Origin of the sequence: Azospirillum formosense (assembly GCF_040500525.1) — a bacterium.
Taxonomy (GTDB): domain Bacteria; phylum Pseudomonadota; class Alphaproteobacteria; order Azospirillales; family Azospirillaceae; genus Azospirillum; species Azospirillum formosense_A.
In genome coordinates this window covers 627,341-651,262 of sequence record NZ_CP159402.1, presented here as the reverse complement: position 1 = coordinate 651,262, position 23,922 = coordinate 627,341, and the positions used below count along the sequence as shown (strand labels likewise).

The window sequence follows — 23,922 nt, the reverse complement described above, 5'->3', positions numbered from 1 at the left end:
GGCATCATCCCCCGCCGCGTCAGCGGACGCCGACCCCGGCGAGGAGGTCGCGCAAGCCATCGAGCGGAACCACGTAGTCCCGCTCGATGATGTCGTGATGGCTGTCGGGCTGGTCAGGGCAAGCCAGATCGCGGTAGCGCATCCCCCGCTGGGCCGCGAGATTCCCGAAAAAGGGCTGCAGAACGCGGCCACGCAGCTCGATCAGGGTGGCTCCCGCCGGAGCGAACAGGATGTTGGTCAAGGCCGCGCCGTGACAGCCGACGATCAGTTCCGCGCCGCTGAACAGGGTCATCTGTTCCTCGAAGGTGAGGCTTCCCGGATCGACGGCGAGGAAGCCCAGCGGCTCCAACGCCTCCGCCACCTCGTCCTGGTTCACGGCGAAGCGCTTTGTGGTGTTCCTGCGCAGGACGAACAGCCGCTTCGCCCCGCTCGGCGCCGGCAGGACGTCGCGGGCGTGGTTCAGCACCACGTTCCAGATCGCCACCGCCTGCGACCGCAGCGGAAGCGGCACGAGGCAATCGGAATAACCGCTCCAATCGCTGCGGCTGACATGCAGGTCCAGACTGTCGAGCTTCAGCCCGGTCATGAAGAGGCGCAGCGAAGCCGCCTGCCACGGGTTGGGAGGGCCGTCCATGATGACCCGCCGCTCCGCGCCGTCCGGGGCGAGCGCTCCGAAGACCAGACGCGGCAGGAAATCCAGGCACCAATGGAAGTAATTGTCGCTGCCGCCCATCGCCAGATACCGGCCGGGCGGTTCGGGCTGATCGAGCGCCTTCAGGAAGACCGGTGAGGGAGGCTGCCCCACCATCCCGTAGGCCATCTCGTGGAACATGCCGAAATGCGGCCGGAAGCAGCGCAGATCCGGCGTCACCGGGAACATCAGGTGGTTGTTCAGAACGCAGCGGTCGAAGACGGCAGCGACCGGGTTGCCGTCGCCGCCCCGCAGGAGGTGGCCGAGATGCGGGTTGGCCGCCAGATGCTCGACCAGATCGACGCTCTGTATCGTGCCGTCCATGCACCCCCCGTGCCGGTGTCGGTGCCAGCGTCCCGGACTCAGCCGGCGCGGGTCAGGATCTCTTCCGCCAGCGCCTGCATCTCCGCCGCCGCCTGGGTCTTGCGGGCGGCCTCGGTCACCGACAGGCCGGACAGCAGGGTCCCGGCGTAGGCGGTGCGGTTGCCGATCTGCGCCTCCGCGATGTCCACCGCCGGCGGGTTCACCAACCCGCGCACCCGCGCGATCAGCTCGTCGGCGATGCGGGCGCGCGGCGGCACGCGGTTCAGAACCAGCAGCAGGCGGCGCTTCTCCTGCGCGGCGAGGTCCAGCGTCGGCTGCACCGCCCACAGGTCCATCGGGCTGGGCTGCACCGGGGCGATGACGAGGCTGGCGGCGCGCACGGCGATCCGCGCCTCCGTCTGGGCGTGGGGCGGGCTGTCGATCAGCACGATGTCGTGGTCGCGGGCCAGCTTCTCCACCTCGGTCTGGGTGCGCCAGCCGGTGATCTGGACATGGGTGAAGCCGGGCGCCCCGCCCGTGGCCTCCGCCCGCACCGCCTGCCAGCGGGTCAGGCTGCCCTGCGGGTCGATATCCACCGTGGCGACCGACCGCCCGAGCTGCATCCAGGCGATGGCGAGATGGGCGACCAGCGTGGTCTTGCCGGCCCCGCCCTTCTGCTGAGCCACGGTGAAGACCTTGCCCGCCATGCCCACACCCATCATTTGGTTGTTTATCGCGCACACCCGTCATAAGGCTTGGACAGAGCCGGCGCAACCGCGCGAATTGACTTCATCCCCCGACGCTTTACAAATCGTCCCGTGACCGACAAGCATCCCGACATCATCCCCGCCACGCCCGCCGGCCTTGCCCGCGCCGGCGAGGCCCTGCGCAGCGGCGACCTGGTCGCCTTCCCGACCGAGACCGTCTACGGCCTCGGCGGCGACGCCACCGACGACCGGGCCGTGGCCGCGATCTTCGCCGCCAAGGGCCGCCCGCAGTTCAACCCGCTGATCGCCCATGTGCCGGACCTGGAAGCGGCCGAGGCCATCGCCGTGCTCGACGAGCGCGCGGTGGAGCTGGCCCACCAGTTCTGGCCCGGCCCGCTGACCCTGGTGCTGCCCCGCCGCGCCGAGGCTGGTCTGTCGCTGCTGGTGTCCGCCGGGCTGGACAGCGTGGCGGTGCGCGTGCCCGCCCACCCGGTGGCGCAGGCCTTGCTCAAGGCCGCCGGCAAGCCGATCGCGGCACCCAGCGCCAACCGCTCCGGCGCGGTCAGCCCGACCGCCCCCCACCACGTCATCGAGAGCCTGGGCGACCGGGTGAGCATGGTGGTGGCCGGCGGGAAGTGCCAGGTCGGGGTGGAGTCCACCGTCCTCGACCTGACCGGCGAGACACCCGTGCTGCTGCGCCCCGGCGCGGTGCTGCGCGAGGAGATCGAGCGGCTGGTCGGCCCCGTCCTGCTCTCCGCCGGCAACCCGGACGCCCCGAAGTCGCCCGGTCAGCTGGAAAGCCACTACGCCCCCAACGCCCCGGTGCGCCTGAACGCCACCAGCGCCGAGGAGGACGAGGCGTTCCTGACCTTCGGCCCCGACCGCTTCATCCGCGGCGGCAAGGCCCGGCTGAACCTGAGCCTCCAGGGTGACCTGAACGAGGCGGCGGCGAACCTGTTCGCCCATCTTCGCGCGCTTGACCAGGAGGGGACCCGCGCCATCGCGGTGATGCCGATCCCGGACGAGGGGCTGGGCGTGGCCATTAACGACCGGCTGCGGCGGGCCGCCGCGCCGCGGAGCTAGAATCCCGGCCCGCAAGGCTGTAGAAGTTCTGCGGTTTGCCCCCACCCTCCCGCTCCGCGGGTCCCTCCCTCCCCCGCTGCGCGGGAGAGGGCCGATTTGCAAGGACGGCGGCGGTCCCCTCTCCCGCGCAGCGGGGGAGGGTTGGGGAGGGGGCCCAGCGCTTACACCAGCCTCGGACGCCCTGCCCATGACCTCCGCCAGCCCTGACGCCGCCAGCCTCGCCGCAGCCCTCGACCGGATCCGCGCCATCGTCGGCCCGAACGGCCTTCTCACCGCGCCGGAGGACATGGCCCCCTACCTGTCGGAATGGCGCGGGCGCTTCAAGGGCAACAGCCCGGCGGTGGTCCGCCCGTCCAGCACCGAGGAGGTCGCGGCGGTGGTGAAAATCTGCGCGGAGGCCGGCATCCCGGTCGTCCCGCAGGGCGGCAACACCAGCCTCGTCGGCGGCTCCATCCCTTATGAGGAGGGGCGCGAGATCGTCATCAGCTTGTCGCGGATGAACAAGATCCGCGGCATCGACACGCTGAACTACACCATGACGGTTGAGGCCGGCGTCGTTCTGAAGACCGCGCAGGAGGCCGCGAAGGACAAGGACCGCCTGCTGCCGATGAGCCTGGGGGCGGAGGGCACCTGCCAGATCGGCGGGCTGATCTCCACCAACGCCGGCGGCATCAACGTGCTGCGCTACGGCAACATGCGTGACCTCGTGCTCGGGCTGGAGGTCGTGCTGGCCGACGGGCGCGTCTGGAACGGCCTGCGCAGCCTTCGCAAGAACAACACCGGCTACGACCTGAAGCACCTGTTCATCGGGGCGGAAGGCACGCTGGGCATCGTCACCGCCGCGGTGCTGAAGCTCTACCCGCGCCCGCGCCAGTCGGAAACGGCCTTCATCGCCGTGCCCAGCCCCGCCGCCGCCATCGAACTGCTGGCCCGCCTGCGCGCGGCGTCGGGCGACGCCGTCGCCGCCTTCGAGCTGATGTCGCGCCGCTGCCTGGAGTTCGCGCTCAAGCACGTCGCCGGCACCATCGACCCGCTGGCGGAGCCGTCGCCCTGGTACGTGCTGACCGAGCTGACCGCCGGCACCCAGTCCGACTCCTTCCGCGAGGCGGTCGAGGCGGCGCTGGGCGAAGCCTTCGAGGCGGAGCTTGCCACCGACGCCACCATCGCCCAGTCGGAGACCCAGGCCAACCAGCTCTGGTTCATCCGCGAGGCCATCGTCGAGGCGCAGAAGTTCGAGGGCGGCTCGATCAAGAACGACGTGTCGGTCCCGGTATCGCGCGTCGCCGAGTTCATCGAGCGCGCCGAGGCCGCCGTGGCCGCGGCCTGCCCCGGCATCCGCCCGACCCCCTTCGGCCATGTCGGCGACGGCAACATCCACTTCAACCTCAGCCAGCCGGAGGGCGCCGACACCGCCGCCTACCTCGCCCGCTGGGACGAGATCTGCCACGTCGTGAACGAGGTCATCTTCGACCTGGACGGATCCATCTCCGCCGAGCACGGGGTGGGCCGCTTCAAGAAGGACGAGATGCCGGTCATCAAGAGCCCGGTCGAGTTCGACCTGCTGCGCGCCATGAAGACGGCGCTCGACCCTAATGGCCTTCTGAACCCCGGCAAGATGCTGCCGTAAGGGATGTTGCTCTAAAGAGCTGCCCTGCCCGCCCCGTGCGACCTTTCGCGGTTCCGGCCTGTTCGTAGGAGTCGGTCGGTAACCGCGGAACGGAGGCGGCGATGCTTCTCGCGATGTCGGCGTGGATGCGCCTGATGCTGGGCGAGGCCGAGACGACGCCGGTGCAGGGCGCGTCTACCACGGGCGCCCTGCCGCCGGAGCAGGAGCGCATCCGGCGGGCGGTGCATGACGCCGTGACCGCCCACCCGCTTCACCGCGACCTGGTCCACACCCACCGGCTGGGCGGCTGCCAGTATTACGCCTTCGCCGGGGCGATGCTTTTGGAGTCCTTGGGCCACGGGCGGGCCGAGGTCGCGCTGGGCCGCGTGGCGTTCCGCAAGTCCGAGCCCCACGGCCGGGCCCGCTGGCTCGGCTACCCGGCGGCGGCGGCCGATGTCCGTCCGCCCGATCCGGCGCAGCGGCGGCAGGAGACGGAGTCCTTCCCCTTCCACGCCTGGATTCGCCTGACGGGTTCCGGCGGACGGCGGCTCCTCATCGATTTCGACCTGACCAACGTGCTGCGGGAGGTGCGGCTGCGCGAACCGCGCCATGCGGCGGGCCTGAGCCATCGGCCGTCGGCCTTCTGGGGAAGCGCCGCGGCGGCGCACCGGGCGGGCCTGCGGTTCGAGCCGCACCGCCGGCTGACCGCCGACGCGCTGCTGCCCGGCGACCGCCAAGTGTTCGCGGCCATCGCGGCGGACGCCCGCGACTGCCTCAAGGACCTGTAGCCCCGCGGTCAGCCGGTCAGGCCGCCTTCGTCGTCGTGTCCGCCGTCCCGGTTCCCTGCCCGACCACCTTGGACAGGCCAAGCCCGAGGCCCAGCCCCGTGTGCTCGTTCTGATCCGTGCGGACCGGCTGGTCGCGCATGCGGCGGTTGTCCTTGTCCTCGCCGTCCGGACGGCGGCCACGGGCGGGCTTGCCGGAGATGCTGTCCACCTCGTCCGGCGTCTCCAGCGCGTTCAGGGCCAGCACATGGTAGATCGACAGCGGCGTGCCGTTCAGCGCCTTCTGCGGCATGCTGGGAACCTGGGTGGTGAAGCCGTCCGGCATGTCCTGGCGGCGCACCCGGTCGATGGCGGTCTGGGCCGGCGCGAAGTCGGCGTTGGGCGTCTCCGCGAACTTCGTCGCGAAGCGGTCGTAGATGTCCTTCAGCGACTTGGCCCGGCCGGTGTCCTTGTCGAAGAACACCGCCTTGTTGGCCGAGGCCGCGTCGGGGAACAGCTCCTTGGCGGCGCGGTTGGGGTTGTCCTGCATGGCGTTGAGGAACTTCGAGGCCCCGCCCGCCCCCAGGAAATGCGCCATGTAGAGTTCGGTGGAGCCGACCTTCCCTCCTTTGACCGTGTCCTCCAGATACTCCTTGTTGTCGCGGGTGTATTCCGCGGCCATCAGGGCCGAGGCGTTGGGGTCCTTGCGCAGGTCCAGGATTTCGCGCTTCAGGTCGGGATCGGTGACGTAGGGGCGCCCGTCGCCGCGCGTCTGGATCGCGTTGGCGTACTTGGCGTAGCCGTGGTCCGCCCCATGGTCGCGCATCGTCGCCAGCCACGTGCTGTCGATGAATTGATAGAGCCCGGTCGCCGAGGAGGAAGAGGACTTCACGTCCGTCCGGTAGCCGCTCTCCACGGCAGCTTTTTCCATGAGGTAGGAAAAATCGACCCCGGTCTTGGCGCTGGCGTTGCGGACCGCCGCCTCGACGTTCTCCGGCCCGCGGCTGATTTTCGCGGCCTGGACGGCGGATTCGGCCTGACGGGCAAGGGCGGAGGCGATGGTCATGGGAGGAACCCCTGTGAGCGGTGCTGCCCCACTCTTGCAACCGGGATGCCAAGTCGGGCAGTTCCTCCTGCGTCGCAGCCGCGCTGTTCGCGCCGCAACCCAGATGCCAATATTCCTGTCCGACGGTGAGGCTCGCCATGCACCATTCGGTACGGTATGGTGACGCGCACGTAAACCGCCCAAGGCGTGTTCACGCGCAATCGGGCACGCAGAAACGCACGCACAATCGGGTCACGGGAGGCCGTTCCATCCATGATTCCCTACACCGCTCCGGTCGATGACCTCCGCTTTGTCCTCAACGAGGTGGTCGGCCTCGAAACGGTCGCCGCGCTTCCGAACTGCGATTCGGCGGCTCCCGATCTGGTGGACGCCGTGCTGGAGGAAGCCGGCAAGTTCGCCTCCGGCGTCCTCGCCCCGCTGAACCGGGTCGGCGACAAGGAGGGCTCGGTGCTGGAGAACGGCGTGGTCCGCACGCCGACCGGCTGGAAGGACGCCTACAGCCAGTTCATCGAGAGCGGCTGGAACAGCCTGCCCTTCGAGCCGGAGTATGGCGGGCAGGGCCTGCCCTGGACCGTGGCCTTCGCGGTGAACGAGATGTGGCAGGCGGCCAACCTGTCCTTCGGCCTGTGCCCGCTGCTGACCCAGGGCGCCGTCGACCTGCTGACCGAGCACGCCAGCGCCGAGCAGAAGGCGCTCTACCTGCCGAAGATGATCGCCGGCGAGTGGAACGGCACCATGAACCTGACGGAGCCGCAGGCGGGCTCCGACCTCGCCGCCGTGCGCACCCGCGCGGTTCGGGCCGACGACGGGACCTACCGCATCACCGGCCAGAAGATCTTCATCACCTACGGCGAGCATGACCTGACGGACAACATCGTCCATCTGGTGCTGGCCCGCCTGCCCGACGCGCCCCCGGGCATCAAGGGCATCAGCCTGTTCATCGTGCCGAAGTTCCTGCCGAACGAGGACGGCACGCCGGGCGAGCGCAACGACCTGCGCTGCGCCAGCCTGGAGCACAAGCTGGGCATCATGGCCAGCCCCACCGCGGTCATGGCCTTCGGCGACAACGGCGGCGCCGTCGGCTTCCTGGTCGGCCAGGAGAACCGCGGCATCGAATACATGTTCACCATGATGAACAACGCCCGCCTGGGCGTCGGCATCCAGGGCGTGGCGATCGCCGAGCGCGCCTACCAGCAGGCCCGCGACTACGCCAAGGGCCGCGTGCAGAGCAAGGATCTGGCCGACCCGAAGGGCTCCGGCGTCGCCATCATCCGCCACCCGGACGTGCGCCGGATGCTGCTGGACATGCGCGCCAAGACGGAGGCCGCCCGCGCGCTGGCGCTCTACGCGGGCACCCAGCTCGACGTGTCCCGCCACCACGAGGACGCCGCGGTGCGCGCCGCCGCCACCGCCCGCGTGGACATCCTGACCCCCGTCGTGAAGGCGTGGAGCACCGACATCGGCTGCGACGTCGCCTCCACCGGCGTGCAGATCCACGGGGGCATGGGCTTCATCGAGGAGACCGGCGCCGCCCAGCATTACCGCGACGCCCGCATCACCCCGATCTACGAGGGCACCAACGGCATCCACGCCAACGACCTGACCTTCCGCAAGACCGGCCGCGACGGCGGCGAGTCGGCCCGGACCTTCATTGCCGAGATGCGCGCCACGGTGGCGGAGTTGGAGAGCATCCCCGGCGACGACATGGAGGCGATCCGCACCAACCTGTCCGCCGGCCTGGACGCGCTGGAGCAGGCGGTGGCCTGGGTGGTCAAGACCCAGGCCGACGGCGACCTGCGCGCCGCGGCCGCGGGGGCGGTGAACTATCTGAAGCTGTGGGGCACGGTGGCCGGCGGCTGGATGCTCGCCCGCTCCGCCGCCAAGGCCCTGGAGGGGCTGCGCCAGCCCGGCGCCAACGCCCCCTTCCTGGAGGCCAAGCTGGTCACCGCCCGCTTCTACGCCGAGCAGATCCTGGCCCAGGGGCCGGGCCTGCTGCTGCCGATCCTGACCGCGCACCGCACGGTCATGGCGCTGAGCGAGGACCAGTTCTGACGTCAACAGCCCGGTGAAGCCCCGTCCGTCTTCCGGATGGACGGGGCTTCACCGCCGCAAACGTGGAGTGTTCGATGCAGACCGGATACCGGGCTTGGCTGGAGCGGCAGAAATACGGGGCCGGAACGGTCACCGCGCAGATATACCGCATAGCGCGCGTAGAAGAGCATTACGGCGATGTCGACGAGCATTACGTCCGCGACCGGATGGCGTCGCTTCTCCAGCAGTTGCGCTATTCGACGGACGATGCGCGGCTCAACCGGCCCAACCCGAGCAAGATTCCCATCGAAGGCGACATCCGGGCCAACCTCGCCTCGTACCGCGGCGCCATCGAGCGCTACCGCCGGTTCCGCGACACCGCCGATGCGCTGGCCGATGTTGCGGCGGAGGGAATGACGGTGGCGATTGCGGACGAGGATCTCGGGCAACGCATCGGGCTGGAACGCGATCTGCAGGCCGCGCTGCGCCTGGAAATCGGTCAGCTCGAAGCCGGAATGACGGTGATCGACGAGGGTGCGGAACGGTCGGTTCCGTCCGGCTTCATTGACATCACCGCACGCGATGCCCAAGGGCGCGTGGTCGTCATCGAACTGAAGACCGGAACCGCCGGACAGCGGGCCGTGGCCCAAATCCTCAGCTACATGGGCGACATCGCCGAGGAGGAGGAGGGACGGGACATCCGTGGCATCCTGGTCGCTTCCGACTTCGACGCCAAGGCCAAGGCGGCGGCACGGATGGTGCCGAATCTCTCGCTGCGGCGCTACGGCGTCCGCTTTTCCTTTGCCGACGGCAGCCTTTAAGGCACCAAACGCCTCCGTGAGCCGTTACGCCTCCATGGATCAATTGTGGAGACCATTCCATGGCTCGTCGTAACGGGATTCGCACCGCCGTCCTTGCCCTTCCGCTCCTGGCCCTGCCGCTGCTGGCCGCCTGCGACGACCAGCAGTCGGCGGAGAAGACCGGCCAGGAGATCGGGCGGGCGGTGGACCAGACCGCGGAGCGCGTGGGCGAGGCCGCCAAGGGCATCGGCGCCGAGGCCGGCCGGATGATGCAGGACGCCGGCGCGGCCATCCAGCAGAAGGCCCGCGACGCCAAGGACGACATCAACCGGGAGACCGCTCCCGAGAAGCCGTAATTCGGCCTAAGCCGCAGCCGGCCCGCGCAGCGTCCGCCACGCGCAGATCGCCGCGTAATAGGCGCTGCTGGCCAGCCAGACGTACCAGACGGCGTCGGGACGGTCCGGATAGAGGACCACCAACGCCGCGCTGGAGGCCAGCCACGCCCCGCTGACCAGAAGATTCAGGCGCATCCAGCGGCGCACCCGGAAGGGGTGCAGGAACTTCACCGTCGTGAAGGTCAGCAGGCCGAGGACCAGCACCACCGCGGTGTTGATCCACGGATCGAGCGCCAGAATCCACAGATAGAGCGCGACCACGTTCCAGATCGCCGGGAAGCCGACGAAGTAGTTGTCGCCGCTCTTCATCCCGGTGTTCGAAAAGCAGTAGAGCGAGGTCATCATGATGAAGGCGGCCAGCGCCACGCCGAAGCCGTCGGGCAGCAGGCCGAAGCGGTACAGGAAGACCGCCGGGACGACGACGTAGGTCAGATAGTCGATCACGAGGTCGAGCGCCGACCCGTCGATGCCCGGCAGCACCTCCTTCACCGAGGCCCGGCGGGCCAGCGTGCCGTCCACCCCGTCGACCACCAGCGCCAGCCCCAGCCAGCCCAGGCACGCCTTGGCTTCGCCGTTGACCGCGGCGAGCAGGGCCAGCAGCCCCAGCACGACGCCGCTGCCCGTGAAGGCGTGCACCCCCCAGGCCGACAGCCGCCGCCCGATCCCGTAACCGCCGTCGCTGTCGTCCTTGAACCCGCTGTCCACTGAGCGCCTCATCGTCCCGTTGGCGCCAACCTAGCCATACGCCGCGAAAAGTCCAAGGGGGTCGGTGGGCGGGGCGGAGGGGCCGGTGGGCCTACTCCGCCGCGCGCGCCGCCGCGCCCGGCGAGCGGTCCGGACCGGCGAAGGCCGGGCTGTCCCTCAGCGCCTCCGGCTTCGGACCGCCGGTCGCCCAGTCCAGCAGTTCGACCGTGTGGACGACGGGCAGCCCGGTCCCGGTGGCGATCTGGGTGATGCAGCCGAGGTTGCCGGCGGCGATGGCGGCGGCCCCCGTGCTCTCGATGTTGCGGACCTTGCGGTCGCGCAGCTGCACGGCGATCTCCGGCTGGAGCATGTTGTAGGTGCCGGCCGAGCCGCAGCAGATGTGCGCCTCCGGGACCTCCTTCACCTGGAAACCGGCGCCGCGCAGCAGATGGCGCGGCGGGTCCTTGATGCGCTGGCCGTGCTGCATGGAGCAGGCGGAATGGTAGGCGATGGCCTGCCCGGTCTCGATCACGGGAGCGGACAGGCCGATCTCCGCCAGGAACTCCGTCACGTCGCGGGCGATGGCCGCCACGCGCAGCGCCTTGGGCGCGTATTCCGCGTCCTCGCGGAACTGGAAGGCATAGTCCTTCACCGTGGTGCCGCAGCCCGAGGTGTTGACAATGATGGCGTCCAGCCCCTCCCCGTCCATCTCGGCGATCCAGGCGTCGATGGTCTTCTTCGCCGCGGCGTCGCTGAGGTCCGTCTTGCCCATGTGATGGGTCAGGGCGCCGCAGCAGTCGGCGCCCTTAGCCACCACCACCTCGACCCCGTGGCGGTTTAGCAGGCGGATGGTCGCCTCGTTGATCTGCGGCGCCAGCACCTGCTGGGCGCAGCCGACGAGCAGCGCGGCGCGCTTGCGGCGCGGCCCGACCGCCGGATGGCTGCCCGGCCGGTCGCTGTGGCTCGGCCCCGGCACCGACTTCGGCGCCAGCGCCAGCAGCGCGCCCAGCCGTCCCGGCAGAAGCCCGGCGAAAGGCTTGCCGAACCAGGCGGCGAGCAGGGCCAGCCGGAACAGCCGCGGGTTGGGCAGCACGCGGGCCAGCAGGTCGCGGATGGCGCGGTCGGCCGGCGGGCGGGCGTGGGTCGCCTCGACATGGGCGCGGGCGTGATCGACCAGATGCATGTAGTTGACGCCCGACGGGCAGGTCGTCATGCAGGACAGGCAGGAGAGGCAGCGGTCGATGTGCTTCACCTGATGCTCGGTGGGCGGCCCGCCCTTCTCCAGCATGTCCTTGATCTGGTAGATGCGGCCGCGCGGGCTGTCCAGCTCGTCGCCCAGCAGCACGTAGGTCGGGCAGGTCGCCGTGCAGAAGCCGCAATGGACGCACTTGCGCAGGATCGCTTCCGAGTCCCGGTAGTCGGCGTTGGCGAGCTGGGTGAGCGTGAAGTTGGTCTGCATGGATGCCTTACACTCCCGCGTACATGCGGCCGGGGTTCAGGATGCCGCAGGGGTCGAAGCTCTCCTTCACCCGGCGGCTCAGCGCCATCACCGGGTCGGGCAACGGGTGGAACACCTCCGCCGTGATCCGCACATCCTCGGGCGCGCGCACCAGCGTCGCGTGGCCGGCGCTGCCCAAGGCGCCGCGGATCGCCGTCGCGGCGTCGGGTGTCGGCGCCACCGCCGCCCAGATCAGCCCGCCGCCCCAGTCGAAGTACAGCTCGGCGTCCAGCGCCCAGCGGATCGACTCCGCCACGCGCGGCCCTTCGGAGGGCTGGACGGAGATTTTCCAGACGTGGCGGGAGGAGTGGCGGGAGTCGTCGCCACCACCCCGGCCCTCACCCGCTGACGCAGGGGAGGGGCCAAAATACGCCACGTCCCGAACCTCCTTCCACAGCGCCCGCGACTCGTCCCGGTCCAGCACGGCGTCGGCGCCAAGCTCCTCCTTCAGCGCGGCGACGCGGGCGGTGACCGACGGGCCGAAGCCCTCCACCCGCACCAGCGTGACCGCCCCGCCCGCTCCGGCGACCACCCGCAACTGGGACCGCGCCGCCACCGCGGCCGGCAGATGGGCGGCGCCGGACACGTCGTAGGGGCTCTGCAGCGCCGCGGTCAGCACCGCGACAGCCCCGGCGTCCTCGCGCCCGGCCAGCAGCAGAGTCCGGACATCCTCCGGCGCCGGCAGCACCTTCACCGTCAGCTCCGTCAGGACGGTCAGCGTGCCGAAGGAGCCGGCCATCAGCTTGGGCACGTCGTAGCCGGTGACGTTCTTCACCACCTTGCCGCCGCCCTTGTAGAGGTCGCCGCGCCCGTTCACCCCTTCGATGCCCAGCGTGTGGTCGCGGGCGGAGCCGGCGCTGATGCGCCGCGGCCCGGCCAGCCCGCAGGATATCACCCCGCCCAGCGTCCCCTGCCGCTCCGGCTGCCCGAACAGCGCCCCGAGGTCCTGCGGTTCGAAGGCGAGCTGCTGCCGCCGCTCCGCCAGCATCGGCAGGATTTCGGCCATCGGCGTGCCGGCCCGGGCGGTCAGCACCAGTTCCTCCGCCTCGTAGGCGACGACCCCGGACAGGCCGGAGAGGTCGAGCGTGCAGGCGGTCTGGATCGGGCGCCCGAGGCCGCGCTTGGACCCGGAACCGGCGACGTCCAGCGGCGTCCCCTCCGATAAGGCCCAGCGCACCGCGTCGGCGGCCTGGCCCGCCGAGTCGGGCTTGATGGTGGTCACGGTCATGCGGGTGGCCTCAGGATCGGGGGCTCAGAATCGGGGAATGTCGGGGAAGCGCAGCTCCCCCTTGTGGATGTGGACGCGGCCAAGCTCGGCGCAGCGGTGCAGCTTGGGGAAGACCTTTCCGGGGTTCAGCAGCCCGTCGGGGTCGAAGGCGCATTTGATGCGCTGCTGCTGGTCGAGATCGACCTCGTCGAACTGGTCGGTCATCAGGTCGCGCTTCTCCACCCCCACGCCGTGCTCGCCGGTCAGCACGCCGCCGACCTCGACGCACAGGCGCAGGATGTCGTTGCCGAAGGCCTCCGCCCGCTCCAGTTCGCCCGGCTTGTTGGCGTCGTAGAGGATCAGCGGATGCAGGTTGCCGTCGCCGGCGTGGAAGACGTTGGCGACCCGCAGGGCGTAGCGGTCGGACATCTCCTGCATGCGGTGCAGCACCAGGGGCAGCGCCTTGCGCGGGATGGTGCCGTCCATGCAGTAGTAGTCGGGGCTGATGCGCCCCACCGCCGGGAAGGCCGCCTTGCGCCCGGCCCAGAAGGACAGCCGCTCCTCCTCCGAGGTCGAGACGCGCGAGTAGCAGCAGCCCTTGGACCGCGCGATCTCCGCCACCTGCTCGATCAGGTGGTCGACCTCCGCCGCCGGGCCGTCCAGCTCGACGATCAGCAGGGCCTCGACGTCCAGCGGGTAGCCGGCATGGACGAAATCCTCCGCCGCGTGGATGGCCGGCCTGTCCATCATCTCCATGCCGCCGGGGATGATTCCCGCGGCGATGATGGCCGCCACGCAGTCGCCGCCCTGCTCGCTGGTCGGGAAGCCGATCAGCACGGCGCGGGCGGTCGCCGGCTTCCTGAGGATGCGCACCGTGACCTCGGTCACCACCCCCAGCAGCCCCTCGGAGCCGGTGACGACGCCCATCAGGTCGTAGCCGCCGGCGTCGAGATGCTTGCCGCCCAGCCGCAGGACGGTGCCGTCCATCAGCACCATCTCCAGACCCAGCACGTTGTTGGTGGTCAGCCCGTATTTCAGGCAATGCACCCCGCCGGAATTCTCGGCGATGTTGCCGCCGATGGTGCAGGCGATCTGGCTGGACGGGTCGGGCGCGTAATAGAAGCCCTCATGCGCCACCGCGTTGGAGATGCCGAGGTTGGTCACCCCCGGCTGGGTCACCACGCAGCGGTTGGCGACGTCGATGTCGAGGATGCGGTTGAACTTGCCCATCCCCAGCAGCACGCCGTCGGCCAGCGGCAGGGCGCCGCCGGACAGGGAGGTTCCGGCGCCGCGGGGCACCACCTTCACCCCCATGTCCTTGCAGGTCCGGAGCACCCGGCTGACCTGCTCCACCGTGCTGGGGAGCACCACGACCATGGGAAGCTGGCGGTAGGCGGTCAGCCCGTCGCATTCATAGGCGCGCAGTTCGCTTTCGTCGGCGATCACGCCCTCGCCGGGCACGATGGCCCGCAGCGCTGCGATGATCTCGCGGCGGCGCGCGATGACGCCGTCGTCGGGCGCGGGCATCCGCATGGCCGGCCGTTCCTCCCCCAGGTTCCGTCGCCCGGATTGTTCCCGCGGCGTTCCCTTCCACAGGTAACATCGGACGAGGGGCGATGCCAGCCCCCGCGTGCGTTCGGCCCTGCCCCCGCAGGTTTCCCCCTTCAACCTTGACGGAAGGACGATGTCCGGATTGCCATTTTTACGGCAGACGATAAAAAGGGAACCACGGCGCGCCGCCCCGGCTCGCCGGCCACGCCTTGCGAATGCCACGGAACGGAGACACGCGAATGCACCCCGGCAATCCCGAGATTGATGTCTACATCGGCGAGATCCGCCTGTTCTCCTACGCCCGGCTGCCTCTCGGGTGGTTGCCGGCGGACGGGCGCCTGCTGTCGGTCAACGATTTCATCGCGCTCTTCACGCTGCTCGGCACGACCTATGGCGGCGATGGGCGGAAGGACTTCGCCTTGCCGACGCTGGAGTCGCCCGCGCCCGGCCTGCATTACTTCATTGCCACCGGCGGCGTCTTCCCGCGCCTGCAGGACTGACCGGCATCCGGACACGCCAAAACGCGACGCCGCGCCGTCCCAGGGGAACGGCGCGGCGTCGCGTTCAACAGCACAACACGCGTCGGCCGGGCGGACCCGGCCGCCGGTCTCAGCCCTGGCGGGCCTTGAAGCGCGGGTTCTGCTTGTTGATGACGTAGACGCGGCCCTTGCGGCGGATCACGCGGCAGGCCTTGTGGCGCGTCTTCATCGACTTCAGAGAGTTAACGATCTTCATAATTCTTCATCCTGGTCGGTCGGCGGCTCGATCGAAGGCGCGCACCATAGTGCGGCGCACCCCCGCTGTCAACGGCCCCCGTGGCGGTTGCGTTTCCCGCCGGACACGGCCGTTTCGACGCTACTCCGCCGGTTTCAGCGCGTAGAAACGGCAGACCTTCATGCCCGCCTCGATGGCGGACACGCGGCGGACCCACAGTTCGACCTCGTCCATCACCGCGAGCTTGGTCTCGTGATCCAGATGATGGCGCTCCAGATGCTCGACCAGCCCCTGGATGGCGCTGACGATCAGGGCGCGATGGGTGTCGGTGATGTCCTCGGCGATTCGCAGGTCCAGGTTCCGCTGGGCGAAGGCGGCGGCCATCTGGTCCTTGGACCACAAATGCGGCTGCATCGGCTCCTTGTCGCACCAAACCTGGACGGCCTTGGCCCCGGCCAGCGCCGGGTCGATCACGTAGTCGGTCATCAACAGATGGCCGCGCGGCTTCAAAGCCAGCTCCATCCCGTCGAACAGCTGGTCCTTGCCCTGGACGGAGAACATCCCCTCCTTGTAGACGATGGCGTCCACGCGCTTGGAATAGCTGAAGTTCTCCGGGTCGTAGGTTTCGACCGGGGCCTTCTTCTCCAGCCCTTCCTTGAAGGAGCGGATCATCCCCTCCTTCGCCAGAAGCTCCGACGCCTCCAGCCCGGTGACCCAGCAGCCGTACTTGCTCGCCATGGTGCGGCTGGTCCCGCCCAGCCCGGCGGACAGGTCCAGCACGCTCATCGCCGGGTTGAGTCCCAGCGGCTTCACCAGATAGGGAATGTGGTCGTGGCCGCCGGGCGTGTTGAAGCCCTCGCCCCACAGCTTCTCCGCCACCTCGATCCGCGTGGCGCTCCACAGCGGCTTTCCCCAGCGGTTCACGCCGGGACCATGGCCCCGGGGGGCGGGCTGGGACGCGGCGGCGGCGGGCGGCGGCTTGCCATCGTCCTCCCCGCCCCGGCCCTTCAGGCCGGAGAGGTCGTACCCCTCCCACCAGGCGTGAAGGCGGGTCTTGAGCGTGATGCGGGGAGCCCCCGCTTGATCGTGTCCGCCCTTATCGCTCATCGCCTTCGCGCCTGCCCCATTGCCTGGACCGCCGGACGAATTCATTCCGACTTTCACAGTATCCGGGTGATCCGTTCGTGCAAGCGCAAAATCCTGCGTCACATTACCGTAACGCCTTCTCCGCGTGCGAATCGTCCATGGCGGCGACCCGCGTCCCGGCGGCGCGCAGCACCACGGTGCAGGCGGGCGGCATGCTGACGTAGCGCGGCTGCGGCTTGCCATTGTGCCGCTCCACCACCGGGTAGACGGAGCCGAGCCAGGACGCGACCTCGTCGCCGCAGCCGTCGCCGTCGGGAATGTCGCGCTGGTCCTCGCATTGCGGGCTTCCCGCCGGGCAGCCCAGCCGGACGTGCATGTGCCCGTCATGGCCGTGCCAGGGGCGCAGCTTGCGCAGGAAGGCGCGGTCCGGCCAGGGATGGCGGCACATGGCGAGCTTGATCGCCGGGTTGACGAAGATGCGGGTCACCCGAGGATCGCTGGCGGCGATGCGGACGAGCTGGGCCTGCCGCTCCGACCAGTCCTCGGTGACGCGGACGCGCCCGTAATCGACGTACTTGATCTCGGACAGGCTTTCCCGAGCGTTGCGCCCCATCGGCGGGTGGTCGAGCCGCAACCAGACGTCGGCGTCCAGCCCGATCTGGTGGCTGGCGTGGCCGAAGCTCATCGGGCCGCCGCGCGCCTGCCCCATGTCGCCGATCAGCGCGGTCCCCAGCCCGGCCGCCGCGACCTTCCGCCCGAAGCCCTTCAGATAATCGATCAGTTCGGGATGGCCGTAGAAGCGCTGGCGCGACAGGCGGATCACCTGATAGCCGGTGCCCTCCGCCGGCAGGGCCTGCGCGCCGGTGACGCAGCCCGCGGCGTAGCCGCCGATGGACTGTGCCGGCCCCAGGGCGGGGCCGCTCACCTGACTCCAGGCGATGGAGTTGGGGGCCGGCGGCGCGTGCTTCTTTTTCTTGTGCGATCCGGCCTCGGCGGGGCCGGCGAGAGCAGCGGCGACCAAACCGGCTGTGACCAAGGCCGCCGCAAGAATCCCGATCGTCGGGCCAATCGCCAAGCGCCCCATCATCTTCCCCCACGGACCGCCAATCGGGAAAGATTAGAGCCAATGTTCCTTAACGAAAGGTGAGGCTCACGCTCATGTCACAACCGGTTTCGACTTGGCGCCGACGCCGGGCGCCGATGATGACGGGCGCCGTCCGGTCCTCGTTTACTGCTCAGTCCAAGGTCTGCCGGTAGCGCTTCAGCGCGACGACCGTAACCGCGACCAGGAAAACCAGCAGCGCCGCCACCTCCTCCGCGATTTCCGCCGGGCCGTTGCCCTTCAGGAGAATGCCGCGGACGATGCGCAGGAAATGGGTCAGCGGCAGAACCTCCCCCACCGCCTGCGCCCAGCCGGGCATGCCGCGGAAGGGGAACATGAAGCCGGACAGCAGCATCGACGGCAGGAAGAAGAAGAAGGACATCTGCATCGCCTGGAGCTGGTTCTTCGCCACGGTGGAGAAGGTGAAGCCCACCGCCAGATTGGCGGCGATGAACAGCACCAGCACGGCCGACAGCAGGGCCAGGCTGCCGACGATGGGCACGCCGAACAGCAGCCGGGCGGCCAGGACGATGATGACGACCTGGATGTAGCCGACCAGGATGAAGGGCACGATCTTGCCCAGCATCACCTCGAACGGGCGGACCGGCATCGCCAGCAGGTTCTCCATCGTCCCGCGCTCCCGCTCGCGGGTGACGGCCAGCGCGGTCATCATCACCATGGTCATGGTCAGGACGACCCCCATCAGGCCGGGCACCACGTTGTACTGGGTGATCCCCTCCGGGTTGTAGCGGCGGTGGACCCGCAGCTCGACCGGGTCGGGGGTGGCGCGCCGTTGGGCCAGCGGCCCGGTCAGGTCGGGGTCCAGCGCCTGCCGCGCCAGGGTGGACAGGGCGGCCAGCGCGTTGCTGGTCGCCGCCGGGTCGGTCGCGTCGGCCTCGACCAGCAGCACGGGCCGCTCGCCCCGCTGCAGGTCGCGGGCGAAGCCGGCGGGGATGGTGACGGCGAACTGCACCCGCCCTTCCGCCAGCAGGCGGTCCAGCTCCGCCGGGCTGTCGGCGCCGCGCGTCACGTCGAAATAGCCGGAATTGGCCATGGCCGACACCAGCGTCCGCGCGAAGGGACTGGAGTCGGCGACGTGGACGGCGGTCGGCAGGCTCTTGGGGTCGGAGTTGATGGCGAAGCCGAACAGCACGAGCTGGAGCACCGGCACCCCCACCATCATGGCGAAGGTCAACCGGTCGCGCCGCATCTGGATGAATTCCTTCACCATCACCGCGACGAAGCGCGCGAAGGAAAAGCGCATCACGAAAGCCTCACCGTCCGTGCGTTTCAAGGATGAAACACAACTTTTTACTTCAATGCCGCATCATGCAACTTGAGTCCCGTTGACATATCGAAATTGCCTCAAGCATCGTCCAAACGGATTAACTCGTATGCGGGACACATACCATGACCTCTATTCTTGCCAAGGGCGCCGCCGCCGTCGCCGCCCTGTTCCTGTTTCATGGCGCCGCCCTGGCCGGGCAGCAGGATTTCACCATCGCGAACCAGACGGGCTACGCGCTGAAGCACATCTACGTCAGCGAGTCCGCCAACGAGAAGTGGGATGAAGACATCCTCGGCCGTGACGTTCTCGACGATGGTGAAGAGTTCGAACTGAGCTTCGACAAGGCTGAGAAGACCTGCAAGTGGGACATGAAGGTCATCTACGACGACGGCGAGTCGGCGGTCTGGCAGAACCTGAACCTCTGCAAGATCTCCAAGCTGACGCTGCGCTGGAACAAGAACACCGGGGTGACCTCCGCGTCGATCGAATGACCGCGCACCGTCCCCGCCCCGGCGTTCGCATCGGCGCGGGGACGGCCCAATCTTTCCGATCCCCGGTGCGGTCATGCGAAATTGTCCGTGCTGCGGTTCATCAGGTGAATGAAGACGTCTTCCAGCGTCGGCTCCGTCCGCCGCACCGACAGGCCCGAGTCGCCGGACCAGGGACGCAGCGCCGCCTCCAGCGCCGCGCCGTCGCCGCCGCTGACATGCAGCCGCGCGCCGAAGGCGGCGACCATCTCGACCCCCGGACGGTCGCGCAGCGCCGCCGCGACGGACCCGAGGTCCGGCCCGTCCGTTCCCCGCGCGCCGACCTCGTAGGTCACCAGCCCCGAGTTGGCGATCACCTCCTCCACGCTGCCCTGGGTCATCAGCCGACCGTAGGCGAGGTAGGCGATGGCGTGGCAGCGCTCCGCCTCGTCCATGTAATGGGTGCTGACCAGCACGGTCAGCCCGTCGCCGGCCAGCCGGTGGATCTCGTCCCAGAACTCCCGCCGCGCCTTGGGGTCCACCCCGGCGGTCGGCTCGTCGAGCAGCAGCAGCTTCGGCTCGTGCAGGATGCAGGCGGCCAACGCCAGACGCTGCTTCCAGCCGCCGGACAGCTCGCCGGCCAATTGCGCCCGCCGGTTGCCCAGCCCCAGCCGCTCCAGCGCCGCGGCGACCTTCTGCCGCCGCTCCGGCAGCCCGTACATCCGGGCGACGAAATCCAGATTCTCGGCGATGCTGAGATCCTCCCAGAAGCTGAACTTCTGGGTCATGTAGCCGACCTGCCGCTTGATCGCGGCGCTCTCGCGGCGGATGTCGAGCCCGAGGCAGGTCCCCTCCCCGGCGTCGGGGGTCAGCAGCCCGCAGAGCATGCGGATGGTCGTCGTCTTGCCCGACCCGTTCGGCCCCAGGAAGCCGTAGATCTGCCCGCGCGCCACCCGGATGGAGAAGCCGTCCACCACCGTCTTGGCGCCGAAGCGCTTGACCAGACCGCGCACGTCAATGGCGGGTTCCCCGGTCATCGCGGCAGTTCCACGTCCACCGGCAGGCCGGGGTTCAGCGCCGCGCCATCCTCCAACCGCGCCTCCACGCGGAAGACCAGCTTCTCGCGGCTGCCGACGCTGTAGATGACCGGCGGGGTGTATTCCACCCGCGGCGCCACATAGGTCACCCGCGCCGACAGGCCGGGCGGGCAGCCGTCGCAGCGCACCGTCACCCGGTCGCCCGGACGGACGCGGGCCATCAGCGGCTCCGGGACGAAGAAAACCAGCTTCCGCTTCGACGGCGGCAGAAGCGAGACCACCGGGGCGCCCGCCGGCACCCATTCGCCGGGGTTGAACAGCGTGTCCTCGACCAGCGCCGCCTCGGGCGCCGGCGGGGCCAGTTCGGCGAGCCGCTTGTCCGCCTGGGCCAGCGCCGCCTCGGCCTGGGCGACGGCGTCCTCGGCGGCGCGGATCTGGTCGGGACGGGCCGGCAGGTTGGAGACGGCCAGTTGCGCGGTCAGCTCCTCCAGCCGCGCGCGGTCGCGGTCGCGGGTGGCGCGGGCGGCGTCCAGCCGATCGTCGGAGCTGACCTTGCGCGCCACCAGTGTTTGCTGCCGCGCCAGTTCCGCTTCGGAGTAGCGCAGCGCCGCCTCGGCCTGCGCGCGCTGGGCGGCGACCACCGCCAGCTCGTCGGGGCGGCGGCCGGTCCGCAGGTCGGCAAGCTGCGCCAGCGCCTGCGCGAGCGCGGCGGCCAGCCGGTCGCGCTCCGCCCGCGCGCCGGTGCGGTCGAGGGCGAAGAGGGGCGCGCCCGCCTCCACCCGCCCGCCGCGCGTCACCGCCAGCGTGTCGAGCGTCCCGGCCACCGGGGCGGCGATGCGCAGATATTCCCCTTCGGCGTAGCCGTGGGCCAGCGGCACGGCGTCCCCACCACCCAGCCCGAGAACCGACAAGGCCACCGCCAGCGTTTCGGCGATCCAGCTCATGACGGCGGCCCTCCCTCCGGGGCGAGCGTCCGGCGCAGCGCGTCGAGATGGGCGGCCAGCAGCGCCGCCACGTCAGGCGGGCGGCCCTCCAGCGCCTCGAAGGAGGAACGCCACAACGCGCTCATCAGCATCGGCGCGACGATCAGCCGGACGGTCGAATCGACGTCCACCGGGCGGAACTCGCCGCGCGCCATGCCGCGCTCCAGCACCGCCGCCAGCAGGGCGAAGGCGCGGCGGATCACCTCGTCGTAATAGAAGCGGGCGAGGTCGGGGAAGTTGCCGGCCTCGGCGATGATCAGCTTGGGGATGGCGCCGGCGCGGGATTTCAGGATGCGCGTCGCGAAGAGGGTCAGCAGCGTTTCCAGAACGGCGAAGCTCGGCCCCTGAGCCCCGGCCAGCAGACGCTCGGCCATGTCCAGATTGGGCAGGATGGCCTCGCGGACCACCGCCTTGAACAGCTCCTCCTTGTTCGGGAAGTAGAGGTAGAGCGTGCCCTTGCTGACCCCGGCCTGCGCCGCGACGTCCTCCAGCCGGGCCGCCGCGAAGCCGCGCTCGCCGAAGACGGTCAGGGCCGCGTCGACGATCTCCCGGGGGCGCGCCTCCTTCCGGCGGCGCCAGCGCGGAACGGCGGGATCTTCCTCCGGCATGCCGTTCTCCAGGGTGGAGAAAATATTACTGACCGGTCAGTTACTAACGGATCGCCGGAAGAATTTCCAGTTTTCCTAAGGGTTGCGCCGTTCTGCCGCAGCCATAAGTCATTGTGCGCCGCAGCAACTGATATGCAAAAGGGCTTGCCTTTCGTCCGAGAGTTTCCGAAACTTTCGACAGTCCGCAGCGCGAACGGCTTGTCACGGAAGCACGCGCGGCGGGCGCACCGGTGGTCAAAGGCGCCGATCAGCAACGAGCGCACACCCCACCCCGGGAGGAACGGTTCAAGGCGCCGTACCGGGATCAATGCGACGAGCGCGCCGGTGCGCGGCGTCCGGAATCCCGGTTGAGCAGGGGGTGTCGATCATGCCGGGTGCAATGCGCCAGTCCACGTCGAACCTGGAGCTGCTGACCATTTATGAGGTCAGCAAGGTCCTCGGTTCCTCTCTCGACCTCCAGCAGACATTGCGCGAGGTGCTTCGCGCGCTGGCCTACCAGCTGCAGATGCACCGCGGGCGCGTCTATCTGGTCGGCGAGGACAACGTGCTGCGTCTCGTGGCCGCGAACGGCCTGTCGAACGAGGCCGCGGCCCAGATCGAATTCCGCGACGGGGAAGGCATCACCGGCCGCATCCTGAAGACCGGCATGCCCGCCGTCGTCCCGAACCTGGCGGAGGAACCGCTGTTCCTGAACCGCACCGGCGGGCGCGAGGACCTGGACGAGCAGGTGGCCTCGCTGGTCGGCGTGCCGATCAAGGCGGCGGGGGTGGTCGTCGGCGTGCTGACCATCGACCGCATCTCCGACGAGGGGCCGCAGGGCCATTTCGGCAGCGACGTGCGCTTCCTGACCATGGTCGCCAACCTGATCGGCCAGACCGTGCGGCTGCACCGCACCGTGGCCGAGGAGCGCCGCTTCATGATGCGGGAGACCTTCCGCATGCAGAAGGAGCTGCGGCCGGTCGCCGCCCCGATCAACGACGTGGTCTGCACCAGCCCCAACATGCTGGAGGTGATGGCCCAGGTCCACCGGGTGGCGCCCTTCAAGTCCACCGTGCTGATCCGCGGCGAGAGCGGCACCGGCAAGGAGCTGATCGCGCGGGCCATCCACAACATGTCGCCGCGCAAGGACGCGCCCTTCATCCGCGTGAACTGCGCCGCCCTGCCGGAATCGCTCCTGGAATCGGAGCTGTTCGGCCATGAAAAGGGCGCCTTCACCGGCGCGCAGAAGGACCACAAGGGCCGGTTCGAGCTGGCGTCGGGCGGCACGCTGTTCCTCGACGAGATCGGCGACATCTCGCCCAACTTCCAGGCCAAGCTGCTTCGCGTGCTGCAGGAGCAGGAGTTCGAGCGGGTCGGCGGGTCCAAGACCATCAAGACCGACGTCCGGCTGATCTGCGCCACCAACCTGAACCTGGAGGAGGCGGTCGGCCACGGCAAGTTCCGCGCCGACCTGTATTTCCGCATCAACGTGGTGACCATCCACCTGCCGCCGCTGCGCGAACGCCGCCAGGACATCGGCCCGCTGGCCCGCCATTTCGTGGCGAAGTTCGCCAAGGACAACGGCATGACCCTCGTCATGGAGGACGAGGCGCTGGAGGTGCTGAACCGCTGCACCTGGCCCGGCAACGTGCGCGAGCTGGAGAACTGCATCGAGCGCGCGGCCACCCAGTCGCGCGACGGCATCATCCGCACCGAGTCCCTGTCCTGCAGCCTGAACCTCTGCAACTCCTCGGTCCTGTTCCAGTACCGCACGCTGGGCGCGTCGGTCGGCGGGCTCGCCCCGTCCATGGGGCCTGGGGCGATCAACCGCGCTCCCCCCGGACGCCCCGGCGTCCCGGCACCGGCCAGCGCGCCGAAGGCCTCGGCGATGCCAGCCCCGGTGCCGGAACCGGCGGGTGCCGGCGGCGGCGCGTGGCCAGCCTGCGCGTCGGGCTGCTCCGCCGGCCCGTCGCCGGTCTGCGGCGCCGCCCAGCCGGTGGCTCCGGTTCCCCTGATCCCGCTGCCCCTGCCCGAGCCGAACGCCCCCGCCGTCCCGGCTCCAACATCCTCGACGGCTTCCGCCGCCGCTCCGCCGTCCGCCGCCGAGGTCCCACTGGACGAGCCGGAGTCGGGATCGCTGCGCGACCGATTGCTCTGGGCGATGGAGCGCACCGGCTGGGTGCAGGCCAAGGCCGCGCGCCTGCTCGGCATGACCACCCGTCAGGTCAGCTACGCCCTGCGCAAGTACAACATCGAGATCAAGCGCTTCTGA

At 69.7% G+C, this 23,922-nt stretch carries 23 protein-coding genes; 9 read left to right on the top strand and 14 right to left on the bottom strand.

Features of this window, described 5'->3' with window-relative positions:
- Nucleotides 1–19: 19 nt before the first annotated feature.
- Both ABVN73_RS03095 and parA read right to left on the bottom strand, forming a co-directional pair.
- Entirely contained in the window at nt 20–1,015 is a 996-nt protein-coding gene (locus ABVN73_RS03095) for a glycosyltransferase family 61 protein (protein ID WP_353858881.1), read from the bottom strand.
- Between the two features lie 38 nt (nt 1,016–1,053).
- Nucleotides 1,054–1,701, bottom strand: a complete 648-nt coding sequence (gene parA / locus ABVN73_RS03090; protein WP_353859454.1) for a ParA family partition ATPase — start codon at nt 1,699–1,701, stop codon at nt 1,054–1,056.
- A gap of 111 nt (nt 1,702–1,812) precedes the next feature.
- On the opposite strand from parA, the gene ABVN73_RS03085 reads away from it, so the two are divergent.
- From ABVN73_RS03085 to ABVN73_RS03075, 3 genes are all read left to right on the top strand, one after another.
- A complete protein-coding gene (locus tag ABVN73_RS03085; protein WP_353858880.1) occupies nt 1,813–2,784 on the top strand; it encodes an L-threonylcarbamoyladenylate synthase in 972 nt (323 codons plus the stop codon).
- A 187-nt stretch (nt 2,785–2,971) separates the two neighbouring features.
- Complete coding sequence (locus ABVN73_RS03080; protein ID WP_353858879.1) at nt 2,972–4,411, top strand: FAD-binding oxidoreductase; 1,440 nt, start codon at nt 2,972–2,974, stop codon at nt 4,409–4,411.
- A gap of 101 nt (nt 4,412–4,512) precedes the next feature.
- A complete protein-coding gene (locus ABVN73_RS03075) occupies nt 4,513–5,178 on the top strand; it encodes a hypothetical protein (protein ID WP_353858878.1) in 666 nt (221 codons plus the stop codon).
- 16 nt (nt 5,179–5,194) lie between these two features.
- On the opposite strand, the gene ABVN73_RS03070 is transcribed toward ABVN73_RS03075, so the two are convergent.
- Nucleotides 5,195–6,220 (bottom strand): hypothetical protein, encoded by a 1,026-nt coding sequence (locus ABVN73_RS03070; RefSeq protein ID WP_353858877.1) that lies wholly within the window; start codon nt 6,218–6,220, stop codon nt 5,195–5,197.
- Between the two features lie 252 nt (nt 6,221–6,472).
- Here ABVN73_RS03070 and ABVN73_RS03065 point away from each other — a divergent pair, with 252 nt between their 5' ends.
- The 3 genes from ABVN73_RS03065 (at nt 6,473) to ABVN73_RS03055 (ending at nt 9,407) form a co-directional block, all read left to right on the top strand.
- A complete protein-coding gene (locus tag ABVN73_RS03065) occupies nt 6,473–8,272 on the top strand; it encodes an acyl-CoA dehydrogenase (protein WP_353858876.1) in 1,800 nt (599 codons plus the stop codon).
- A 74-nt stretch (nt 8,273–8,346) separates the two neighbouring features.
- Nucleotides 8,347–9,072 carry an endonuclease NucS domain-containing protein gene (locus ABVN73_RS03060; protein ID WP_353858875.1) on the top strand — a complete coding sequence of 242 codons (726 nt, stop codon included), beginning with the start codon at nt 8,347–8,349 and terminating at the stop codon, nt 9,070–9,072.
- 59 nt (nt 9,073–9,131) lie between these two features.
- Nucleotides 9,132–9,407: a hypothetical protein gene (locus ABVN73_RS03055; protein WP_014239820.1), complete on the top strand. Its 276-nt coding sequence runs from the start codon at nt 9,132–9,134 to the stop codon at nt 9,405–9,407.
- Between the two features lie 6 nt (nt 9,408–9,413).
- Here the strand turns inward: ABVN73_RS03055 and pcsA are convergent, their stop codons facing one another.
- The 4 genes from pcsA to ABVN73_RS03035 form a co-directional block, all read right to left on the bottom strand.
- A complete protein-coding gene (gene pcsA, locus ABVN73_RS03050; RefSeq protein ID WP_353858874.1) occupies nt 9,414–10,163 on the bottom strand; it encodes a phosphatidylcholine synthase in 750 nt (249 codons plus the stop codon).
- A 79-nt stretch (nt 10,164–10,242) separates the two neighbouring features.
- Complete coding sequence (gene glcF, locus ABVN73_RS03045) at nt 10,243–11,589, bottom strand: glycolate oxidase subunit GlcF (RefSeq protein ID WP_353858873.1); 1,347 nt, start codon at nt 11,587–11,589, stop codon at nt 10,243–10,245.
- Between the two features lie 7 nt (nt 11,590–11,596).
- Complete coding sequence (glcE, locus tag ABVN73_RS03040; protein ID WP_353858872.1) at nt 11,597–12,856, bottom strand: glycolate oxidase subunit GlcE; 1,260 nt, start codon at nt 12,854–12,856, stop codon at nt 11,597–11,599.
- 24 nt (nt 12,857–12,880) lie between these two features.
- On the bottom strand, nt 12,881–14,368 hold the full coding sequence (locus ABVN73_RS03035) for an FAD-linked oxidase C-terminal domain-containing protein (protein WP_353858871.1): 1,488 nt from the start codon (nt 14,366–14,368) through the stop codon (nt 12,881–12,883).
- A gap of 257 nt (nt 14,369–14,625) precedes the next feature.
- Here ABVN73_RS03035 and ABVN73_RS03030 point away from each other — a divergent pair, with 257 nt between their 5' ends.
- Complete coding sequence (locus ABVN73_RS03030; RefSeq protein WP_353858870.1) at nt 14,626–14,886, top strand: tail fiber protein; 261 nt, start codon at nt 14,626–14,628, stop codon at nt 14,884–14,886.
- A 109-nt stretch (nt 14,887–14,995) separates the two neighbouring features.
- Here ABVN73_RS03030 and ykgO read toward each other — a convergent pair whose 3' ends face one another.
- From ykgO to ABVN73_RS03010, 4 genes are all read right to left on the bottom strand, one after another.
- Nucleotides 14,996–15,121 (bottom strand): type B 50S ribosomal protein L36, encoded by a 126-nt coding sequence (gene ykgO, locus ABVN73_RS03025; RefSeq protein WP_012973122.1) that lies wholly within the window; start codon nt 15,119–15,121, stop codon nt 14,996–14,998.
- 120 nt (nt 15,122–15,241) lie between these two features.
- A complete protein-coding gene (locus tag ABVN73_RS03020) occupies nt 15,242–16,207 on the bottom strand; it encodes a methyltransferase domain-containing protein (RefSeq protein WP_353858869.1) in 966 nt (321 codons plus the stop codon).
- Nucleotides 16,208–16,310: 103 nt separating this feature from the next.
- Nucleotides 16,311–17,207: a penicillin-insensitive murein endopeptidase gene (gene mepA / locus ABVN73_RS03015; protein WP_353858868.1), complete on the bottom strand. Its 897-nt coding sequence runs from the start codon at nt 17,205–17,207 to the stop codon at nt 16,311–16,313.
- Nucleotides 17,208–17,421: 214 nt separating this feature from the next.
- Nucleotides 17,422–18,552, bottom strand: coding sequence for an ABC transporter permease (locus tag ABVN73_RS03010; RefSeq protein ID WP_353858867.1), 1,131 nt, complete (start codon nt 18,550–18,552; stop codon nt 17,422–17,424).
- A gap of 146 nt (nt 18,553–18,698) precedes the next feature.
- Here ABVN73_RS03010 and ABVN73_RS03005 point away from each other — a divergent pair, with 146 nt between their 5' ends.
- Nucleotides 18,699–19,067: a hypothetical protein gene (locus tag ABVN73_RS03005; RefSeq protein WP_353858866.1), complete on the top strand. Its 369-nt coding sequence runs from the start codon at nt 18,699–18,701 to the stop codon at nt 19,065–19,067.
- Between the two features lie 71 nt (nt 19,068–19,138).
- Here ABVN73_RS03005 and ABVN73_RS03000 read toward each other — a convergent pair whose 3' ends face one another.
- Genes ABVN73_RS03000 through ABVN73_RS02990 form a run of 3 tightly spaced genes read right to left on the bottom strand, consistent with a single transcriptional unit; the run spans nt 19,139 to nt 21,671 of the window.
- A complete protein-coding gene (locus tag ABVN73_RS03000; RefSeq protein WP_353858865.1) occupies nt 19,139–20,080 on the bottom strand; it encodes an ABC transporter ATP-binding protein in 942 nt (313 codons plus the stop codon).
- The gene (locus ABVN73_RS02995) at nt 20,077–21,024 is read right to left on the bottom strand and encodes an HlyD family efflux transporter periplasmic adaptor subunit (protein ID WP_353858864.1); all 948 of its coding nucleotides are present in this window, start codon (nt 21,022–21,024) and stop codon (nt 20,077–20,079) included. Before ABVN73_RS02995 ends, ABVN73_RS03000 begins: the two co-directional genes overlap by 4 nt.
- Nucleotides 21,021–21,671 carry a TetR/AcrR family transcriptional regulator gene (locus tag ABVN73_RS02990; protein ID WP_353858863.1) on the bottom strand — a complete coding sequence of 217 codons (651 nt, stop codon included), beginning with the start codon at nt 21,669–21,671 and terminating at the stop codon, nt 21,021–21,023. The genes ABVN73_RS02995 and ABVN73_RS02990 overlap by 4 nt, the downstream gene beginning before the upstream one ends.
- A 367-nt stretch (nt 21,672–22,038) precedes the next feature.
- On the opposite strand from ABVN73_RS02990, the gene nifA reads away from it, so the two are divergent.
- Complete coding sequence (nifA, locus tag ABVN73_RS02985) at nt 22,039–23,922, top strand: nif-specific transcriptional activator NifA (protein ID WP_353858862.1); 1,884 nt, start codon at nt 22,039–22,041, stop codon at nt 23,920–23,922.

Excerpts from the sequence above, each read along its gene's own strand:
- ABVN73_RS03095 (WP_353858881.1), bottom strand. The coding sequence starts at position 1,015 with ATGGACGGCACGATACAGAGCGTCGATCTGGTCGAGCATCTGGCGGCC.
- parA (WP_353859454.1), bottom strand. The coding sequence starts at position 1,701 with ATGGCGGGCAAGGTCTTCACCGTGGCTCAGCAGAAGGGCGGGGCCGGC.
- ABVN73_RS03080 (WP_353858879.1), top strand. The coding sequence starts at position 2,972 with ATGACCTCCGCCAGCCCTGACGCCGCCAGCCTCGCCGCAGCCCTCGAC.
- ABVN73_RS03075 (WP_353858878.1), top strand. The coding sequence starts at position 4,513 with ATGCTTCTCGCGATGTCGGCGTGGATGCGCCTGATGCTGGGCGAGGCC.
- ABVN73_RS03070 (WP_353858877.1), bottom strand. The coding sequence starts at position 6,220 with ATGACCATCGCCTCCGCCCTTGCCCGTCAGGCCGAATCCGCCGTCCAG.
- ABVN73_RS03065 (WP_353858876.1), top strand. The coding sequence starts at position 6,473 with ATGATTCCCTACACCGCTCCGGTCGATGACCTCCGCTTTGTCCTCAAC.
- ABVN73_RS03060 (WP_353858875.1), top strand. The coding sequence starts at position 8,347 with ATGCAGACCGGATACCGGGCTTGGCTGGAGCGGCAGAAATACGGGGCC.
- ABVN73_RS03055 (WP_014239820.1), top strand. The coding sequence starts at position 9,132 with ATGGCTCGTCGTAACGGGATTCGCACCGCCGTCCTTGCCCTTCCGCTC.
- pcsA (WP_353858874.1), bottom strand. The coding sequence starts at position 10,163 with ATGAGGCGCTCAGTGGACAGCGGGTTCAAGGACGACAGCGACGGCGGT.
- glcF (WP_353858873.1), bottom strand. The coding sequence starts at position 11,589 with ATGCAGACCAACTTCACGCTCACCCAGCTCGCCAACGCCGACTACCGG.
- glcE (WP_353858872.1), bottom strand. The coding sequence starts at position 12,856 with ATGACCGTGACCACCATCAAGCCCGACTCGGCGGGCCAGGCCGCCGAC.
- ABVN73_RS03035 (WP_353858871.1), bottom strand. The coding sequence starts at position 14,368 with ATGCGGATGCCCGCGCCCGACGACGGCGTCATCGCGCGCCGCCGCGAG.
- ABVN73_RS03030 (WP_353858870.1), top strand. The coding sequence starts at position 14,626 with ATGCACCCCGGCAATCCCGAGATTGATGTCTACATCGGCGAGATCCGC.
- ykgO (WP_012973122.1), bottom strand. The coding sequence starts at position 15,121 with ATGAAGATCGTTAACTCTCTGAAGTCGATGAAGACGCGCCACAAGGCC.
- ABVN73_RS03020 (WP_353858869.1), bottom strand. The coding sequence starts at position 16,207 with ATGAGCGATAAGGGCGGACACGATCAAGCGGGGGCTCCCCGCATCACG.
- ABVN73_RS03010 (WP_353858867.1), bottom strand. The coding sequence starts at position 18,552 with ATGCGCTTTTCCTTCGCGCGCTTCGTCGCGGTGATGGTGAAGGAATTC.
- ABVN73_RS03005 (WP_353858866.1), top strand. The coding sequence starts at position 18,699 with ATGACCTCTATTCTTGCCAAGGGCGCCGCCGCCGTCGCCGCCCTGTTC.
- ABVN73_RS03000 (WP_353858865.1), bottom strand. The coding sequence starts at position 20,080 with ATGACCGGGGAACCCGCCATTGACGTGCGCGGTCTGGTCAAGCGCTTC.
- ABVN73_RS02995 (WP_353858864.1), bottom strand. The coding sequence starts at position 21,024 with ATGAGCTGGATCGCCGAAACGCTGGCGGTGGCCTTGTCGGTTCTCGGG.
- ABVN73_RS02990 (WP_353858863.1), bottom strand. The coding sequence starts at position 21,671 with ATGCCGGAGGAAGATCCCGCCGTTCCGCGCTGGCGCCGCCGGAAGGAG.
- nifA (WP_353858862.1), top strand. The coding sequence starts at position 22,039 with ATGCCGGGTGCAATGCGCCAGTCCACGTCGAACCTGGAGCTGCTGACC.